Origin of the sequence: Rathayibacter tritici (assembly GCF_002932875.1) — a bacterium.
GTDB lineage: Bacteria > Actinomycetota > Actinomycetes > Actinomycetales > Microbacteriaceae > Rathayibacter > Rathayibacter tritici.
Genome location: NZ_PSWS01000021.1, coordinates 1 through 13,489 on the forward strand (window position 1 = coordinate 1; position 13,489 = coordinate 13,489).

Sequence of the window (13,489 nt, forward strand, 5' to 3'; positions counted from 1 at the left end):
CCCCCTCCACCTCCCTCCCGCTCCCCTCCCGCCCCCCTCCCGCTCCTCCCGCTCCTCCCTGTCCCACGTGCGATGTGCAGGGGATCCGCACCAGAGATCGCTCTCCTCCGCATAATCCGCTTCCCGCGGTCGAGATCCCCTGCACATCACACCGTTCCCCTGCACATCGCACTCTCCCCCGCGGGTACCCTCCCCTGCTGATCACGCCCTCCCCTGCGCATCGGACCGGGACCTGCGAATCGGACCAGGACCTGCGAATCGGACCAGGACCTGCTGATCGCACTGGGACCTGCGAATCGGACCAGGGCTTCTCCCTGGCGCCGGCCCTGATCGTGCTGGTGGGGCCTACTCCGCACACCCGCAGTCGCTCCTCTCACCGCCTCCCCACCTGGCCTTCACGTGCGATATGCAGGGGATCCGCACCAGAGATCGTTTGCCTCCGCATAATTCGCTTCCCGCGGTCGAGATCCCCTGCGAATCGCACGGGGGCCTGCACATCGCACGGGGGCCTGCGAATCGGACGGGGCGCGGCGAGGGGCGCGCGCCTAGGCTTCGCAGCACGGCGGCGAAGGGAGAGCGGATGCGGTACCGAGCGCGCGACGGCGCCCTGCTCCACGTGGACGAGCACGGAGCGGGCCAGGGCCGGCCATTCGTGGTGATCCCCGGGGAGCACGACCGCCACCCCTCCTACCTCGGCTCGTTCGCCTCGATCGCCTGCACGCGCCGAGTCCTCGTGCTGCACCCGCGCGGAGTGGGCGACTCCGGGGCGCTTCCCGCCGCTCCCGACGCCACCACGGCCGCCGACGTCGAGGACCTGCGCCGCCACCTCGGCGTCGACGACCTTGATCTGGCCGCCCACGACTCGGGCTGCCGGGCCGCTCTGCTCGCCGCTGCCGAGGCACCGGAACGGGTCGCCCACCTCCTCCTGATCGCCCCCGGCACCGCCTGGCTCGGGATCGACGACCGCGCGCCGGATCTCCGCAGCGAAGCGGCCGCCCCTGCGCCTTCCGACGCGGCAGCAGCAATCGGCGACTCCTTGCGGCGCGTCGACTGCCCAGCGGTGATCCTCGGCGGTGAGGACGACCCGGTGACGGAGGTCGCCGCTCTGGCAGCCCTCACCGCGCTCCTGCCGCGGGCGAGCCTCGCCGTCATCGAATCGAGCGGTCACTATCCGTGGGACCAGACGCCGGCCGAGTTCGCCGTCGCCCTGCGCGCCTCGCTCTCCGCGCCGCCCCCGGCGCCTCCGCTCGGTCGCCGCAGACCGCCTGCCGCGACGCCGTAGGCACGGCCCCGCCCGGGCCCCGATTCCACCGCACCTCCCTCGAGGCCGGACCAGCCCCAGGCCGGAGCACCCCGGAAGCCGTGCCGTCTATCCTCGACGGGTGCGTCTTGTCATCGCGCGCTGCTCCGTCGATTACACCGGCCGTCTCAGCGCCCATCTCCCGCTCGCCACCCGCCTCCTCCTGGTCAAGGCCGACGGGAGCGTCCTCATCCACTCGGACGGCGGATCCTACAAGCCGCTGAACTGGATGAGCCCGCCCTGCACGTTGATCACGGGCGAGCCCGACGACGACGCCCGCGCCTCGGGAGTGATTCAGCAGTGGACTGTCGCGCATCGGAAAACCGGCGACGCCCTCGTTGTCTCGATCCACGAGGTGCTCCATGATTCGGCACACGAACTCGGCATCGATCCGGGACTCGTGAAGGACGGAGTAGAGGCGCATCTCCAGCGCCTTCTCGCCGAGCAGATCGGGCTCCTCGGAGAGGGGCACACTCTCGTGCGGCGCGAGTACATGACCGCGATCGGCCCGGTGGACATCCTCGCCCGCGACTCCGCAGGAGCCGCTGTTGCCGTCGAGATCAAGCGGCGGGGCGAGATCGACGGAGTGGAGCAGCTCACCCGCTATCTCGAGCTGATGAATCGCGATCCGCACCTCTTCCCAGTGACGGGAGTCTTCGCCGCACAGGAGATCAAGCCGCAGGCGCGCACGCTCGCCGAGGACCGCGGAATCCGCTGCATGGTGCTCGACTACGAGGCGATGCGCGGCACAGACGATTCGCATACGCGCCTGTTCTGAGGGGCCCGTCCGACAGCACGACGAAGGCCCCCGGAATGATCCCATTCCGGGGGCCTTCGTCTCGCCGGACCGTCGGCCCGGAGACGTTCTACTTGTGGGCGGCCTGGTAAGCGGCCTGCACCTCGGACGGGATGCGTCCGCGGTCGGACACGGGGTGACCGTTGGCGTTGGCCCACTCGCGAATGGCCTTGAGCTGCTTGGGGTCGCTCTTGGAAGCGGAAGCGACGCTCGTGGCGGCGGCGGGACGCGAGCCGACTCGGCGGGCGTTCGAGACGAACTTCTCGAGGGCCGAGTTGAGCTGAGTGATGTTGTTGGCGCCGAGATCGATCTCGTAGTTGGCGCCCTCGATGCTGAAGCGGACGGTACCTCCGTCACCGGAATCGATAGGGGTTCCGTCGATATCGTCGACAAGCGTGATCTTCTGGGCCACTTTTCCTCCTGGAGTTCGCGGGACCGGACTGTCTCGACCCGGACCGGAAGATACGTTACCCCCTTTCACAAGGGAGTGCGGGAACCCGAGCGCCAGTCGTCGCATTCTCGCGCCAGGTCGAGGGAAATGTACAGGATAAGTACGGTCAATCGCGCCCGAATCCGCGAGTTCGCCGCCAGCCGTCGAATAAAGGACACAGTGTCCGGCCGGGCGGGGTCCGATTCCGGACAGCGATCACGACGATTCCGGGAGCCGATCACGACGATTCCGGAGCCCGGTCCCGGCGATTCCGATCCCGCCCGAGTCTTCGTTAGCGTGGAGTCATGGCACGACGAGGCGGACCCCCTGCACGTTCTGCGCAACCGGGCCCGTACCGCAATGCGGCGGCGCGCGAGGCGCTGGAGGCGCTGGTCGCCGCTCCGACCGCCGAGGCCGTTGACCGACTGCTCGACGCCTGCCTGGACGGCTCGCTCGTGGTCGACGTGACCGGCTCACCGCCGGGCGGAGTCCCCCACGTCCGCACGGTCGCGACCACCACGGGGGAGCAGGTGCTGCCGCTGTTCACTTCCACCGACGAGGTGCGTACCGCGATCCCCCGGCAGCAGCATCCGCGGGTGCAGATGGTGGTACTCCCCGGGCACGAGGCCTTCGCGCTGATCCGCACCGCCGACTTCGTCGCGGTGCAGCTCGACCCCGGTTCGATCGCTCAGGTCGTCGCCCGATCGTTCGTCGAACGGGCTCTCGACGCCGAACGGCCGTAGAGTATGGCCCCCGGCGGGCAGCGCCGTCGTCACCCCGTCCTCCGACGTCAGGAGCCCGCCATGTTCGACACGACCCTCGCCGCTACCGGCCTCCACACGCGGGCCGGCACCTGGTCCTGCATCCTGTTCGACCTCGACGGCACGATCACCGACTCCGCCCCCGGGATCACCGCCACCCTCGTCGAGACCTTCGTCGAACTCGGCCGTCCGGTGCCCGCCCCGGCCGAGCTGCTGGCCTACGTCGGCCCGCCGCTGCTCGACGCCTTCCGCGAGCTGGGCGGGATGAGCGTCGAGGAGGCGCAGGCCGCGCTGGCGGTGTATCGGCGCCACTACAACGCGGGCGGCCTGTTCGACTCCTCCGTCTACCCCGGACTGCCCGACGTACTGGCGCGCATCGCCGAGGCCGGTGTTCCACTCTCGCTCGCGACCTCCAAGCCGGAGTCGGCGGCCACCCGCATCCTCGAGCACTACGGGCTGGCGCAGTACTTCACGGTGATCTGCGGCGCCTCCGAGGACGAGGTGCGCAGCGCCAAGGCCGACGTCGTCGAGGAGGCTCTGCGCCGGCTCCGCGAGCTGGGTGTCGACCTCTCGGTGCCGGTCATGGTCGGCGATCGCGAGCACGACGTGCAGGGCGCCGCTGCTCACGGCGTGCCTACGATCATGGTCGAGTGGGGGTACGGATCGCCGCTCGAAGCGGTCGGTACGATCGCGCTGGTCTCCGGCGCCGAGGAGCTCGCGGACCTCCTACTCCCGTGACCTGCGTACGATGAGAGCATGACTGGTTTGGGCGTCGTCCTCTCGTTCGTGCTGTTCCTCGGCGGGATCCTCGTCCTCGGCAACTCGTTCCTGCTGCCCGATATCGCCGGGTTCCTCTTCTTCGGCGGCATCCTGATGATTTCGGCCTCACTCGGCCTGGCGTTCCACGTCCTCCCGAAGTCGTAGCAGTCGCAGTCGTCGCGAAGGTCCTCCTCGCGCCGACGTCGTCGTCGGGTCCGCCTCGGACTCGGCCGGGCAGCCCTGCCCTTGCTCCTCCCTCCGGCCTCAGCCCAGCGTGTTCGCGTCGAGGTTGATCACCGCGTTGATGTAGACGGCTTCGCCCGCCCCGGAGATCGTCGGGTTCATCCGGAGGAGCTGCTGCACCGGGATCGCGAAGCGCTGGGCGATGTCGAAGAAGGTGTCGCCCTGCACGACCGTGTAGCTGACGATGTCGCCCGCGGCGCCGAGTGTCGGTGCACCGTTCGCTCCGGTGATCGCGCCGTTGTCGACGGCGAAGGCCTTCTCGGGGATATCCGGCGTCGCGTTCGGCGTGAACGTGACCGTCACCTCGGGGACCGGGGCGTAGACGGTGGCGGTCGACTGCGGGAGCGCGGCAGTGACCGTGGGATCCGGCGACGGATCCGGCGACGCTGTGGCGAATACGGTGACCGTGACGGTGGGTGCGGGCGCCGGCGCCGTGCAGCCCGCGAGCGCAAGGATCGCGACGAGAGCCGCCGCTCCACTGACCGACCTGCGCATGTCTCCACCCTCCGTGCGCCCGCGGCGCCCGCTCCACCCTAGGAGACGCGTGAGCCGAAGCACCGCGGCATGATGGCGCGGATCGACGTCAGGAGGGCGGCTCGGTGAGCAGGCGCAGCCCGCCTCCGCTGTTCGCGGCATCCATCAGCAGCTCGACCCAGGTGGGGTTGATCGTCGGCTGGCGACTCCCCGCGAAGTGGAACTGCAGGGCGATGTTGGGGTTCATCCAGAAGGAGTGGCGACCACGCGCGCCCTCGGGCATGGAGTCGAGCGTGAGGCTGAAGCGCTCGTCGCGGCGGAACTTGGCGTAGATCACAATCTGGAGGTGGGCAAGGGTCCGGTCCTCGATCTCGATGACGGCGGGAGGAGTGCCGTAGAGGAATTGACCCATGTCGCCAGACTAGAGGCACTACGTCGATTACTAGTCAATCTAGCTATTTTGCTGAGGAGGGTTACGGAGCCTCGATCGCGTCCGTAGGGTGACCCTTGTGCTCCGCGGGCACCCCGTGCTCACCGTCGATCTCATCGACGGCCGCACTCATCCGGCGCAGGAAGTTGACGACGATCTCGGCCTCGGGCGCATCCAGGTCCTCAGCGATCTCGAGCATCCGACGGTGCATCTCCTGCAGCGTCGCGCGGACCTCCTGGTCGCTGTCGACAGTGGCCTCCACGACGATCCCCCGGCGGTCGGTCGGGTGGGGCTTGCGCACGAGGTGGCCGCTGCGGACGAGGCGGTCGATCAGGACCGTCGTCGAGGCGGAGGAGATGGAGAGGTGCGACGCCAGATCTTTGCCGGTGACGATCTCGCCCGTGCGCTGCTGGCGGAGCAGGTACTGGATCGCCATCAGATCCGTCTCGCCCATCGCCATCCGCTCGCGGGTGCGACGGCGCATCGAGACCTCGGACACGCGATAGGTGCGCAGGGCACTCAGCACCTCGACCGCGCGTCGCGTGGATGACTCGTCGGGGTACCAGTACCCGGCGCCGTTGCGCAGGCCCATGTCGCTCATCCGGACATCCTGTCGCTCATCTGGACAGACTAGACCGGCTTGTCATCAGAGCGTCTAGCCAAGCCACCGCACCTACGCTGGAGCGGTGACCGCCACCCTCGTCGCTAAGGGCCTCTCCGGAGGCTATGCGCACCGCACCCTGTTCGACGGACTCGACCTCACGGTCGCCCCCGGAGACGTGGTCGGCGTGGTGGGAGCGAACGGCGCCGGGAAGTCAACGTTGCTGCGCATCCTCGCCGGAGAGACCGCTCCGCTCGAGGGGTCCGTCGTGCTCTCGCCGGGTGACGCCTTCGTCGGCTGGCTGCCGCAGGAGCACGAACGCCGCGAAGGCGAGACCGTTGCCGGGTACATCGCCCGCCGCACCGGCTGCGCCGAGGCCTCGGTCGAGCTCGACGCCGCCGCCTCAGCCCTCGCGGACCCCGACCCCGACGGCTCGATCGCCGACCGCTACGCCCTCGCCCTCGACCGCTGGCTCGCGAGCGGCGCGGCCGACCTCGACGAGCGCACCCCGGTGGTCCTCGCCGAGCTGGGGCTGACGCTGGGAGCCGCGGCCTCCTCCTCCGCGATGACCTCTCTCTCGGGCGGGCAGGCGGCACGGGTAGGCCTCGCAGCCCTGCTGCTCTCGCGCTTCGACATCGTGCTGCTCGACGAGCCGACCAATGACCTCGACCTCGACGGCCTGGAGCGCCTCGAGGCCTTCGTCCGCGGGCTCCGCGGCGGTGCCGTGCTGGTCAGCCACGACCGCGAGTTCCTCGCCCGCAGCGTCACCCGCGTGCTCGAACTCGACCTCGCGCAGGGCACGAACCGGGTGTACGGAGGCGGCTACGACGCGTTCCTGGAGGAGCGCGAGACCGCGCGCCGCCAGCGCCGCGAGAAGTACGAGGACTTCGCCGACCAGAAGGCCGACCTGGTCTCGCGCGCCCGCACCCAGCGGGAGTGGTCGAGCCAGGGCGTGCGGAACGCGATGAAGAAAGCCCCGGACAACGACAAGATCCGGCGCAAGGCCTCGGCCGAGTCGAGCGAGAAGCAGGCGCAGAAGGTGCGCCAGATGGAGAGCCGGATCGCGCGGCTGGAGGAGGTCGAGGAGCCGCGCAAGGAGTGGCAGCTCGCCTTCACGATCGGCAGCGCGCCGCGTTCGAGTTCGGTGGTCTCGACGCTCAGCGGCGCGGTCGCCCGGCGCGGCACGTTCACGCTCGGGCCGGTGTCGCTCCAGGTCGACGCGGGCGATCGGATCGGGATCACCGGACCTAACGGCGCGGGCAAGTCGACGCTGCTCTCGCTGCTGCTGGGCCGCGCCGAGCCGGAGGAGGGCATGGCGTCGGTTGGCGCGAGCGTCGCGATCGGCGAGATCGACCAGGCCCGCGGGATGCTCCCCGCCGAGCTGCCACTCGCCGACGCGTTCGAGGCGCTGGTGCCCGAGTGGCCGACCGCCGAGGTCCGCACGCTGCTGGCGAAGTTCGCTCTGAAGGCCGACCACGTCGGGCGGCGCGTCGGCGAGCTCTCGCCGGGCGAGCGCACCCGCGCGGCACTCGCGCTCCTTCAGGCCCGCGGCACGAACCTCCTGGTGCTCGACGAGCCGACCAACCACCTCGACCTCGCCGCCATCGAGCAGCTGGAGGAGGCGCTCGAGGCCTACGAGGGCACCCTCCTGCTGGTCACCCACGACCGGCGGATGCTCGAGACGGTCCAGCTGACGCGCCACTGGCACGTCGAGGCGGGAGTCGTCGCCGAGGCCTGAGCCGCTGGGCCGCGCTCGGACGCCACCGGACTCCACGAAGCCGCTCTCGTCTGTGATTCGGCGCACCTCGAGGCGACTGCCGGCCACCGGTGGGAGCGCCCACCCGCGCCTGCCCCTTCGACTCCACCCCGATGATCCACGAGCCGTTGACCAGCGACTCCGCCGGGTCGTGTTCACAACGCAGGAAGGATTCATCCGAGCAGCCCTGTTCGTGCGGCTTCCGGCCCGCTAGACGGCATCCTTCCTTCGTTGTGAACAGATCCGTCGGGCACGTCCCGGAGAACCGCAGATGCCCCGCCCCGATGGGGTCCAGGAATGCCTGCGGCCAGCGCGAGCCCGAACTCCCCGCGACGGCGCTCACCGCCGCGCATCGTCCTCGCGGCGACGGCGCACCGCAACCCCCGCGCGGAGCCTCCCGGAGCGGCGGAGACTGGCCGTGTCCGCCGATCGGCGGGCGTTCAGCGACGGAGGGAACGGTTGCATGGTGGATCTCGGAGGACTCGCGGACAAGGCGAAGAACGCCGCGAACAGCGACAAGGGCGAGGAGCTGACGGACACGGGCCTCGATAAGGCGGGTGACGCCGCCGACTCGGCGACCGGAGGCAAGTTCGCCGGTCAGATCGATAAGGCCCAGGACGCCGGCGACCAGCAGGTCGGCAACGACTGATCCCCCGGGCGGCCCTCCCGTGCTGTCGCGGAGGGCCGCCCGACGTCAGACCAGTTCGCGCAGGAGCGCCCGCACCACGGCCGCGGATCGGTCGGCCGCGTCGTCGACATGGGCCTGGAATTCGCCGGGTGCACAGAGGTCCGACACACCGCGGACCGAAACGAACGGTAGGCCGTGCACGTGCGCGGTCTGCGCGAGTGCCACCGATTCCATGTCGGTGGCGAGCGCGCCGGGGAAGTCGCTCCGCACTCGGTCGACGTGGGAGCTCGCGACGAAGGTGTCGCTCGAGACGATCAGGCCGCGCCGCACCGCCCGGCCGTCGGGCAGCGCCAGGTCGGCGGCGAGCGCCGGAGCGTGCCCGGAATACCGGGCGGGCATCCCCGGCACCTGGCCGAGGGAGTAGCCGAACGCGCGCGCGTCGGCATCGGTGTGCACGTACTCGGTGCCGATCACGACCTCGCCCACGCGGACGTCGACGCCCAGCCCGCCGGCTGTCCCCGCGCTCACGACGAGCGGCCGGTCACCGGTCTGCGCGAGGATCGCCGCGGTGAGCCCGCCGGCGGCGTTGACCAGGCCGATCCCGGTGCGCACGAGCACCACCGCGCGGCACTCCAGCTCGAGTTCCCAGTACAGAGCGTTGCCGACAGCCCGGGGCTCGGAGGCGCTGCTCGCCGCCGCGAGGAACGGCTCCGCCTCTTCGTCCATCGCGACCAGGACGATCGCCGCACTCACGCGGTGACCGTCTCCCACTCCGAGCGGTGCGCGAGGAACGTCCGCGCCGCCTCCTGCGCCCCCTCGAGCGAGTGGTGGGCACCCCAGCCGCACTGGGTCTCGTTGGCCGCCGGCACCTCGTCGGCCTCGGTGATGTCCGTCAAGGTCGCCTCCACCAGGCCGAGGACGTCGGCGAACTCGGGCTCGCCCGAGAGGATCAGGTAGAAGCCGGTCTGGCAGCCCATCGGCGAGAAGTCGATCACGCGGTCGGAGTGGTTGCGGGACTTCTCGGCGAACAGGTGCTCGAGCGAGTGCACGGTCGGCATCTCGAGGTGGGCGCGATTGGGCTGGGTGAAGCGCACGTCGTACTTGACGAGGTGGTCGCCTCCCGGCAGCGTCTTCGCGTCGGCGAGGCGCACGTACGGTGCGGCGACGGTGCGGTGGTCGAGGTTGAACGATTCGACGTTCATGCGCGGCTGGTCCACGGTGGTCTCCTTCGCTGGGGTCCCTCCATTGTCCTCCGGGCAGCGGAGCGGAGGCGGCACGGAGGCTCCCGAACGGCCGGGTGGAAAGGTCGGCCGTCGCGCCCGCCGTCGCGCCCTGGTTCCACTCGGGTCAGTCTCCCGGCACGAACCGGTAGCCCATCCCGGCCTCGGTGAGCAGGTAGCGCGGATGCGCGGGGTCGGGCTCGAGCTTCTTGCGCAGCTGAGCGAGGTAGAGGCGCAGGTAACCGGTGTCCGTGACGTGCGCCGGGCCCCAGATCTCGGCCAGCAGCGAGCGACGGGTGACCAGCTTGCCCGCGTTGCGAATCAGGATCTCGAGCACCTGCCACTCCGTCGGCGTGAGCCGCACGGATGCGCCGTCGCGCGTCGCGCTCTTGGCCACCAGGTCCACAGTCACCTCGCCGATCACGACCAGCGGCTCGCCGTCGGCCGGCTGCACCCGCCGCGACAGGGCCCGGATGCGCGCGAGCACCTCGTCCATCGAGAACGGCTTGGTGACGTAGTCGTCGGCGCCCGCGTCGAGCGCACCCACCTTGTCCGCCGCGCCCGTGCGCCCCGAGACGACCAGGATCGGCGCGCTCGTCCAGCCGCGCAGCCCGTGGATGACCTCGACCCCGTCAAGCCGCGGCATGCCGAGGTCGATCATGTAGAGGTCCGGATGCTCGTCCACCGCGCGGTTGATCGCCTCCGTGCCGTCACCGGCCGTCACCACGTCGTAGCCGCGAGCCGTGAGCGTGATGCGTAGGGCGCGCAGGATCTGCGGGTCGTCGTCGGCGATCAGGATCTTCATGCGGCTCCTCCGGAGTCCTCGTGCGGTGCTGCGGCCTCGCCGGTCTCGGGAGGCGGCGCCAGCGGCAGCGTCACCACCATCGTCAGCCCGCCCCCCGGAGTGTCCTCCGTCTCGAGCGTGCCGCCCATCCCCTCCGTGAACCCCTTCGACAGAGCGAGGCCCAGGCCCAGCCCGGTGAGGTTGTCGTCGTCGCCGAGTCGCTGGAACGGTACGAAGATTTCGGCGCGGCGCTCCTCGGGCACCCCGGGGCCGTGGTCGACGATCCGCAGCTGCGCGCTCCCGCCGAAGGCACTGGCCGCCACCCGCACCCACGTGCCGGGCGGCGCGTAGCGGACGGCGTTCGCGAGCAGATTGACCACTACCCGCTGCAGCAGGACGGCGTCGGCGAGCAGCGCCGGTCCCTCCGGGTCGAGGTCGAGGTCGACCTCGCCGGGGCCGAGCCCGAGCTCGTCGAGCGCCGGGAGCACTACGTCGGCGGCGTCGAGCGGAGCGAGCGCCACGGCGAGCGCCCCCGCCTCCAGCCGCGTCACGTCGAGCAGGTCGGTGACCAGGGCGGCGAGCACGGTGAGACTCTCGTCGGCCGTCGCGAGCAGCTCCTCGCGGTCGCGCTCACTCCAGACCACCTCGGGCGAGCGCAGCCCGCTGACCGCCGCGGTGGCCGCCGCGAGCGGCCGGCGCAGGTCGTGGCTGACCGCCGAGAGGAGGGCGCTGCGCACCCGGTCGGTCTCGGCGAGCGGAGCGAGGGAGCTGGCCGTCTCGCTGAGCGCCGCGTTCTCGAGGACCGAGTCCAGCTGCGCCGCGACCACCTGGAGCAGCCGCCGCTCGCTCCCCTCCAGCTCCCGGCCGTGCAGCTCGAGCACCGCGCCCTCACCGACCGCGATCCGCGCGGGGTCGCCGTCCGGCTGCGGCTCGCCGTCCGCGGCGACGACCTCGCCGTCGCGCACCAGCCGCACCCCGGTCAGCCCGAACGCCTCGCGGGATCGTGCGAGGATCGCCTGCAGCGCACCCTGGCCGCGGATGACCCCTCCCGCGATCGTCGCGAGCAGCTCCGACTCCGCTCCGGAGCGCTTCGCCGCCCGCGCCCGCCGCGCCGCGCGGTCGACCACGGCACTGACCAGCGCCGCGTTCAGCACGTAGAGCACGAGCGCCAGCGCATGCAGCGGCTCGTCCACGGTGATCGTGTAGAGCGGATCCACGAAGAAGAAGTCGAGGGTGAGCCCCGAGAGCACGGCCGCGAAGAGCGCCGGCCAGAGCCCGCCGACCAGCGCGACCACCACCACCAGCAGCTGGTACGAGAGCACGTCACTCGTGATCGATTCGTCGCTGCGCAGGCTCGACAGCAGCCAGGTCACCAACGGCCCGCCCACCAGGGCGAGAGCCAGGCCCAGGATGCGGCGCCGCAGCGTCAGCGCCCCGTCGAGCCTGGGCAGCACCGCGGTGCGCCCGGCGGCGGAGTGGCTGACGATGTGCACGTCGATGTTGCCGGATTCGCGGATCACCGTGGACGCGGTCCCGGGGGTGAGCGCCGAGGCCAGTCGGCTGCGCCTACTGACGCCGATCACCAGCTGTGTCGCGTTGACCGAGCGGGCGAAGTCGACCAGCGTGCGGGGCACGTCCTCGCCGACCACCTGGTGGTAGCTGCCGCCGAGCTTCTCGACCAGCGCGCGCTGCGCCTCCAGCACATGCGGCCGCGGGGTGCGCAGGCCGTCGGGGGTCACCACGTGCACGGCGAGCAGGTCGCCTCCGGAGGCGCGGGCCGCGATCCGTGCGCCGCGCCGCAGCAGGGTCTCGCCCTCCGGCCCGCCGGTCAGGGTCACGACAACGCGCTCCCGCGCCTCCCAGGTGCTGTCGATGCCGTGCTCGACGCGGTAGTCGCGGAGGGCGTTGTCGACCTCGTCGGCGAGCCAGAGCAGCGCGAGCTCGCGCAGGGCGGTGAGGTTGCCGAGCCGGAAGTAGTTGGAGAGCGCGGCGTCGATGCGCTCGGGCGGGTAGACCCGGCCGTCGGCGAGACGGTCGCGCAGTGCCTGGGGCGCCAGGTCGACAACCTCGATCTGGTCGGCGGCTCGGAGGACCGCGTCCGGGATGGTCTCGCGCTGCGGCGCTCCGGTGATCGCGTGCACGACGTCATTGAGCGACTCGATGTGCTGGATGTTGACGGTGGAGAAGACGGTGATGCCGGCGTCGAGGAGCGCGCGGACATCCTCCCAGCGCTTCTCGTGCGGGGAGCCGGGCGCGTTGGTGTGCGCGAGCTCGTCGACCAGCGCCACCTCGGGGCGGCGGGCGAGCACCGCGTCGAGGTCCATCTCGTCGAGCAGCACGCCGCGGTGATCGACGGGCCGCCTCGGCACGACCTCGAGCCCCTCGACCATCGCGGCGGTGGCGGAGCGGCCGTGCGTCTCGACGATGGCCACCACGACGTCGCGCCCCTCGGCGGACAGCCGGCGACCCTCCTCGAGCATCGTGTAGGTCTTGCCCACTCCGGGCGCGGCTCCGAGCAGCACGCGCAGGCGGCCCTTCGTCATGGTCCCGGCCTCCCCTCGTGCTCGCAGCTCCGGGACACCTCGGGCTCGCCGGATCGGCGTCGGCTCGCTCGATCGGGCGTTCCCGACGAGCCGAACGCGATTCTACGAGCCGGAGGTGCCACCGGAGGCGTCACAGCCGCGCGAGGGCGGCGTTGAGCTCGAGCACGTCCACGGTCGGCTCGCCGAGGTAGCCGAGCTCGCGGCCCGCGGTGTGCTCCTCGACCAGCGCGCGCACGGCGTCCTCGTCGAGTCCGCGGGCGGCGGCGACCCGCGGTACCTGGAGCAGCGCGGAGTCGGGGCTGATCGCCGGATCCAGGCCCGAGGCGGAGGCGGTGAGCGCGTCGGCCGGCACCGCGGCCGGGTCGACGCCCTCGAACGCGGCGATCGCGGCCCGTCGCTCCTGGACAGAGGCGACGAGGTCGGCGTTCTCCGGCCCGAGGTTGCTACCGGTCGACGCGCCCGCGTCGTAACCCGCGGCGGACGGGCGCGACTGGAACCACTCCGGCAGCGCTGCTCCGTCGGCGTCGGTGAACGACTGGCCGATCAGCGACGAGCCGATCACGGCCCCGTCCTGGCGCAGCAACGAGCCGTTCGCCTGGGCGGGCAGGGCGAGCTGCCCGATCCCGAGCACCGCGAGCGGGTACGCCGCTCCCAGCAGCACGGTGAGCACGATCATCGCGCGCAGCGCGACCCCGTAGTAACGGAACATAGTCTCTTCTCTCTTTCAACTGGTCGAATCGTGCGCCCCTCCCCCTCCCCCCTCC

Annotated in this window: 16 protein-coding genes; 7 read left to right on the forward strand and 9 right to left on the reverse strand. The window is 71.2% G+C overall.

All coding sequences use genetic code 11. The features are described 5' to 3' along the window. Positions 1 to 580 precede the first annotated feature (580 nt). Positions 581 to 1,282, forward strand: a complete 702-nt coding sequence (locus C5D07_RS03025; RefSeq protein ID WP_068250145.1) for an alpha/beta fold hydrolase — start codon at positions 581 to 583, stop codon at positions 1,280 to 1,282. Positions 1,283 to 1,382: 100 nt separating this feature from the next. After that, the gene (gene nucS / locus C5D07_RS03030) at positions 1,383 to 2,078 is read left to right on the forward strand and encodes an endonuclease NucS (protein ID WP_068250143.1); all 696 of its coding nucleotides are present in this window, start codon (positions 1,383 to 1,385) and stop codon (positions 2,076 to 2,078) included. An 88-nt stretch (positions 2,079 to 2,166) separates the two neighbouring features. Here nucS and C5D07_RS03035 read toward each other — a convergent pair whose 3' ends face one another. Continuing rightward, a complete protein-coding gene (locus tag C5D07_RS03035; protein WP_068250140.1) occupies positions 2,167 to 2,508 on the reverse strand; it encodes a histone-like nucleoid-structuring protein Lsr2 in 342 nt (113 codons plus the stop codon). 323 nt (positions 2,509 to 2,831) lie between these two features. Here C5D07_RS03035 and C5D07_RS03040 point away from each other — a divergent pair, with 323 nt between their 5' ends. From C5D07_RS03040 to C5D07_RS15635, 3 genes are read left to right on the forward strand one after another with little or no spacing between them, the layout of a single operon-like run. Further along, positions 2,832 to 3,269, forward strand: coding sequence for an SseB family protein (locus C5D07_RS03040; RefSeq protein WP_084415689.1), 438 nt, complete (start codon positions 2,832 to 2,834; stop codon positions 3,267 to 3,269). Between the two features lie 60 nt (positions 3,270 to 3,329). Next, positions 3,330 to 4,025, forward strand: a complete 696-nt coding sequence (locus tag C5D07_RS03045) for an HAD hydrolase-like protein (protein WP_068250137.1) — start codon at positions 3,330 to 3,332, stop codon at positions 4,023 to 4,025. 18 nt (positions 4,026 to 4,043) lie between these two features. After that, positions 4,044 to 4,211, forward strand: coding sequence for a hypothetical protein (locus tag C5D07_RS15635; protein ID WP_157593766.1), 168 nt, complete (start codon positions 4,044 to 4,046; stop codon positions 4,209 to 4,211). Positions 4,212 to 4,310: 99 nt separating this feature from the next. Here C5D07_RS15635 and C5D07_RS03050 read toward each other — a convergent pair whose 3' ends face one another. The 3 genes from C5D07_RS03050 to C5D07_RS03060 all read right to left on the reverse strand — a co-directional run bounded on the left by C5D07_RS03050 (position 4,311) and on the right by C5D07_RS03060 (position 5,794). Beyond that, positions 4,311 to 4,784 (reverse strand): LysM peptidoglycan-binding domain-containing protein, encoded by a 474-nt coding sequence (locus C5D07_RS03050; RefSeq protein WP_068250134.1) that lies wholly within the window; start codon positions 4,782 to 4,784, stop codon positions 4,311 to 4,313. 88 nt (positions 4,785 to 4,872) lie between these two features. Beyond that, a complete protein-coding gene (locus tag C5D07_RS03055) occupies positions 4,873 to 5,175 on the reverse strand; it encodes a DUF7882 family protein (protein WP_068250131.1) in 303 nt (100 codons plus the stop codon). Between the two features lie 61 nt (positions 5,176 to 5,236). Next, positions 5,237 to 5,794 carry a MarR family winged helix-turn-helix transcriptional regulator gene (locus tag C5D07_RS03060; RefSeq protein WP_104258652.1) on the reverse strand — a complete coding sequence of 186 codons (558 nt, stop codon included), beginning with the start codon at positions 5,792 to 5,794 and terminating at the stop codon, positions 5,237 to 5,239. 85 nt (positions 5,795 to 5,879) lie between these two features. Here C5D07_RS03060 and C5D07_RS03065 point away from each other — a divergent pair, with 85 nt between their 5' ends. Then, on the forward strand, positions 5,880 to 7,532 hold the full coding sequence (locus C5D07_RS03065) for an ABC-F family ATP-binding cassette domain-containing protein (protein WP_068250127.1): 1,653 nt from the start codon (positions 5,880 to 5,882) through the stop codon (positions 7,530 to 7,532). 481 nt (positions 7,533 to 8,013) lie between these two features. Beyond that, a complete protein-coding gene (locus C5D07_RS03070) occupies positions 8,014 to 8,199 on the forward strand; it encodes an antitoxin (protein WP_084415687.1) in 186 nt (61 codons plus the stop codon). 45 nt (positions 8,200 to 8,244) lie between these two features. On the opposite strand, the gene mtnN is transcribed toward C5D07_RS03070, so the two are convergent. The 5 genes from mtnN to kdpC all read right to left on the reverse strand — a co-directional run bounded on the left by mtnN (position 8,245) and on the right by kdpC (position 13,434). Next, a complete protein-coding gene (gene mtnN, locus C5D07_RS03075; RefSeq protein ID WP_068256764.1) occupies positions 8,245 to 8,931 on the reverse strand; it encodes a 5'-methylthioadenosine/S-adenosylhomocysteine nucleosidase in 687 nt (228 codons plus the stop codon). Then, entirely contained in the window at positions 8,928 to 9,380 is a 453-nt protein-coding gene (locus C5D07_RS03080; protein WP_068256761.1) for an S-ribosylhomocysteine lyase, read from the reverse strand. Before C5D07_RS03080 ends, mtnN begins: the two co-directional genes overlap by 4 nt. Before the next feature lie 145 nt (positions 9,381 to 9,525). After that, complete coding sequence (locus tag C5D07_RS03085) at positions 9,526 to 10,203, reverse strand: response regulator (RefSeq protein ID WP_068250123.1); 678 nt, start codon at positions 10,201 to 10,203, stop codon at positions 9,526 to 9,528. Next, a complete protein-coding gene (locus C5D07_RS03090; RefSeq protein WP_104258653.1) occupies positions 10,200 to 12,725 on the reverse strand; it encodes a sensor histidine kinase in 2,526 nt (841 codons plus the stop codon). Before C5D07_RS03090 ends, C5D07_RS03085 begins: the two co-directional genes overlap by 4 nt. A 130-nt stretch (positions 12,726 to 12,855) precedes the next feature. Continuing rightward, positions 12,856 to 13,434, reverse strand: coding sequence for a potassium-transporting ATPase subunit KdpC (kdpC, locus tag C5D07_RS03095; protein WP_068250119.1), 579 nt, complete (start codon positions 13,432 to 13,434; stop codon positions 12,856 to 12,858). Positions 13,435 to 13,489: the final 55 nt, after the last annotated feature.

Bases quoted from the DNA above. Each gene is read 5' to 3' on its own strand.
- C5D07_RS03025 (WP_068250145.1), top strand. From the start codon at position 581: ATGCGGTACCGAGCGCGCGACGGCGCCCTGCTCCACGTGGACGAGCAC.
- C5D07_RS03040 (WP_084415689.1), top strand. From the start codon at position 2,832: ATGGCACGACGAGGCGGACCCCCTGCACGTTCTGCGCAACCGGGCCCG.
- C5D07_RS03045 (WP_068250137.1), top strand. From the start codon at position 3,330: ATGTTCGACACGACCCTCGCCGCTACCGGCCTCCACACGCGGGCCGGC.
- C5D07_RS15635 (WP_157593766.1), top strand. From the start codon at position 4,044: ATGACTGGTTTGGGCGTCGTCCTCTCGTTCGTGCTGTTCCTCGGCGGG.
- C5D07_RS03050 (WP_068250134.1), bottom strand. From the start codon at position 4,784: ATGCGCAGGTCGGTCAGTGGAGCGGCGGCTCTCGTCGCGATCCTTGCG.
- C5D07_RS03055 (WP_068250131.1), bottom strand. From the start codon at position 5,175: ATGGGTCAATTCCTCTACGGCACTCCTCCCGCCGTCATCGAGATCGAG.
- C5D07_RS03060 (WP_104258652.1), bottom strand. From the start codon at position 5,794: ATGAGCGACATGGGCCTGCGCAACGGCGCCGGGTACTGGTACCCCGAC.
- C5D07_RS03070 (WP_084415687.1), top strand. From the start codon at position 8,014: ATGGTGGATCTCGGAGGACTCGCGGACAAGGCGAAGAACGCCGCGAAC.
- C5D07_RS03080 (WP_068256761.1), bottom strand. From the start codon at position 9,380: ATGAACGTCGAATCGTTCAACCTCGACCACCGCACCGTCGCCGCACCG.
- C5D07_RS03085 (WP_068250123.1), bottom strand. From the start codon at position 10,203: ATGAAGATCCTGATCGCCGACGACGACCCGCAGATCCTGCGCGCCCTA.
- C5D07_RS03090 (WP_104258653.1), bottom strand. From the start codon at position 12,725: ATGACGAAGGGCCGCCTGCGCGTGCTGCTCGGAGCCGCGCCCGGAGTG.
- kdpC (WP_068250119.1), bottom strand. From the start codon at position 13,434: ATGTTCCGTTACTACGGGGTCGCGCTGCGCGCGATGATCGTGCTCACC.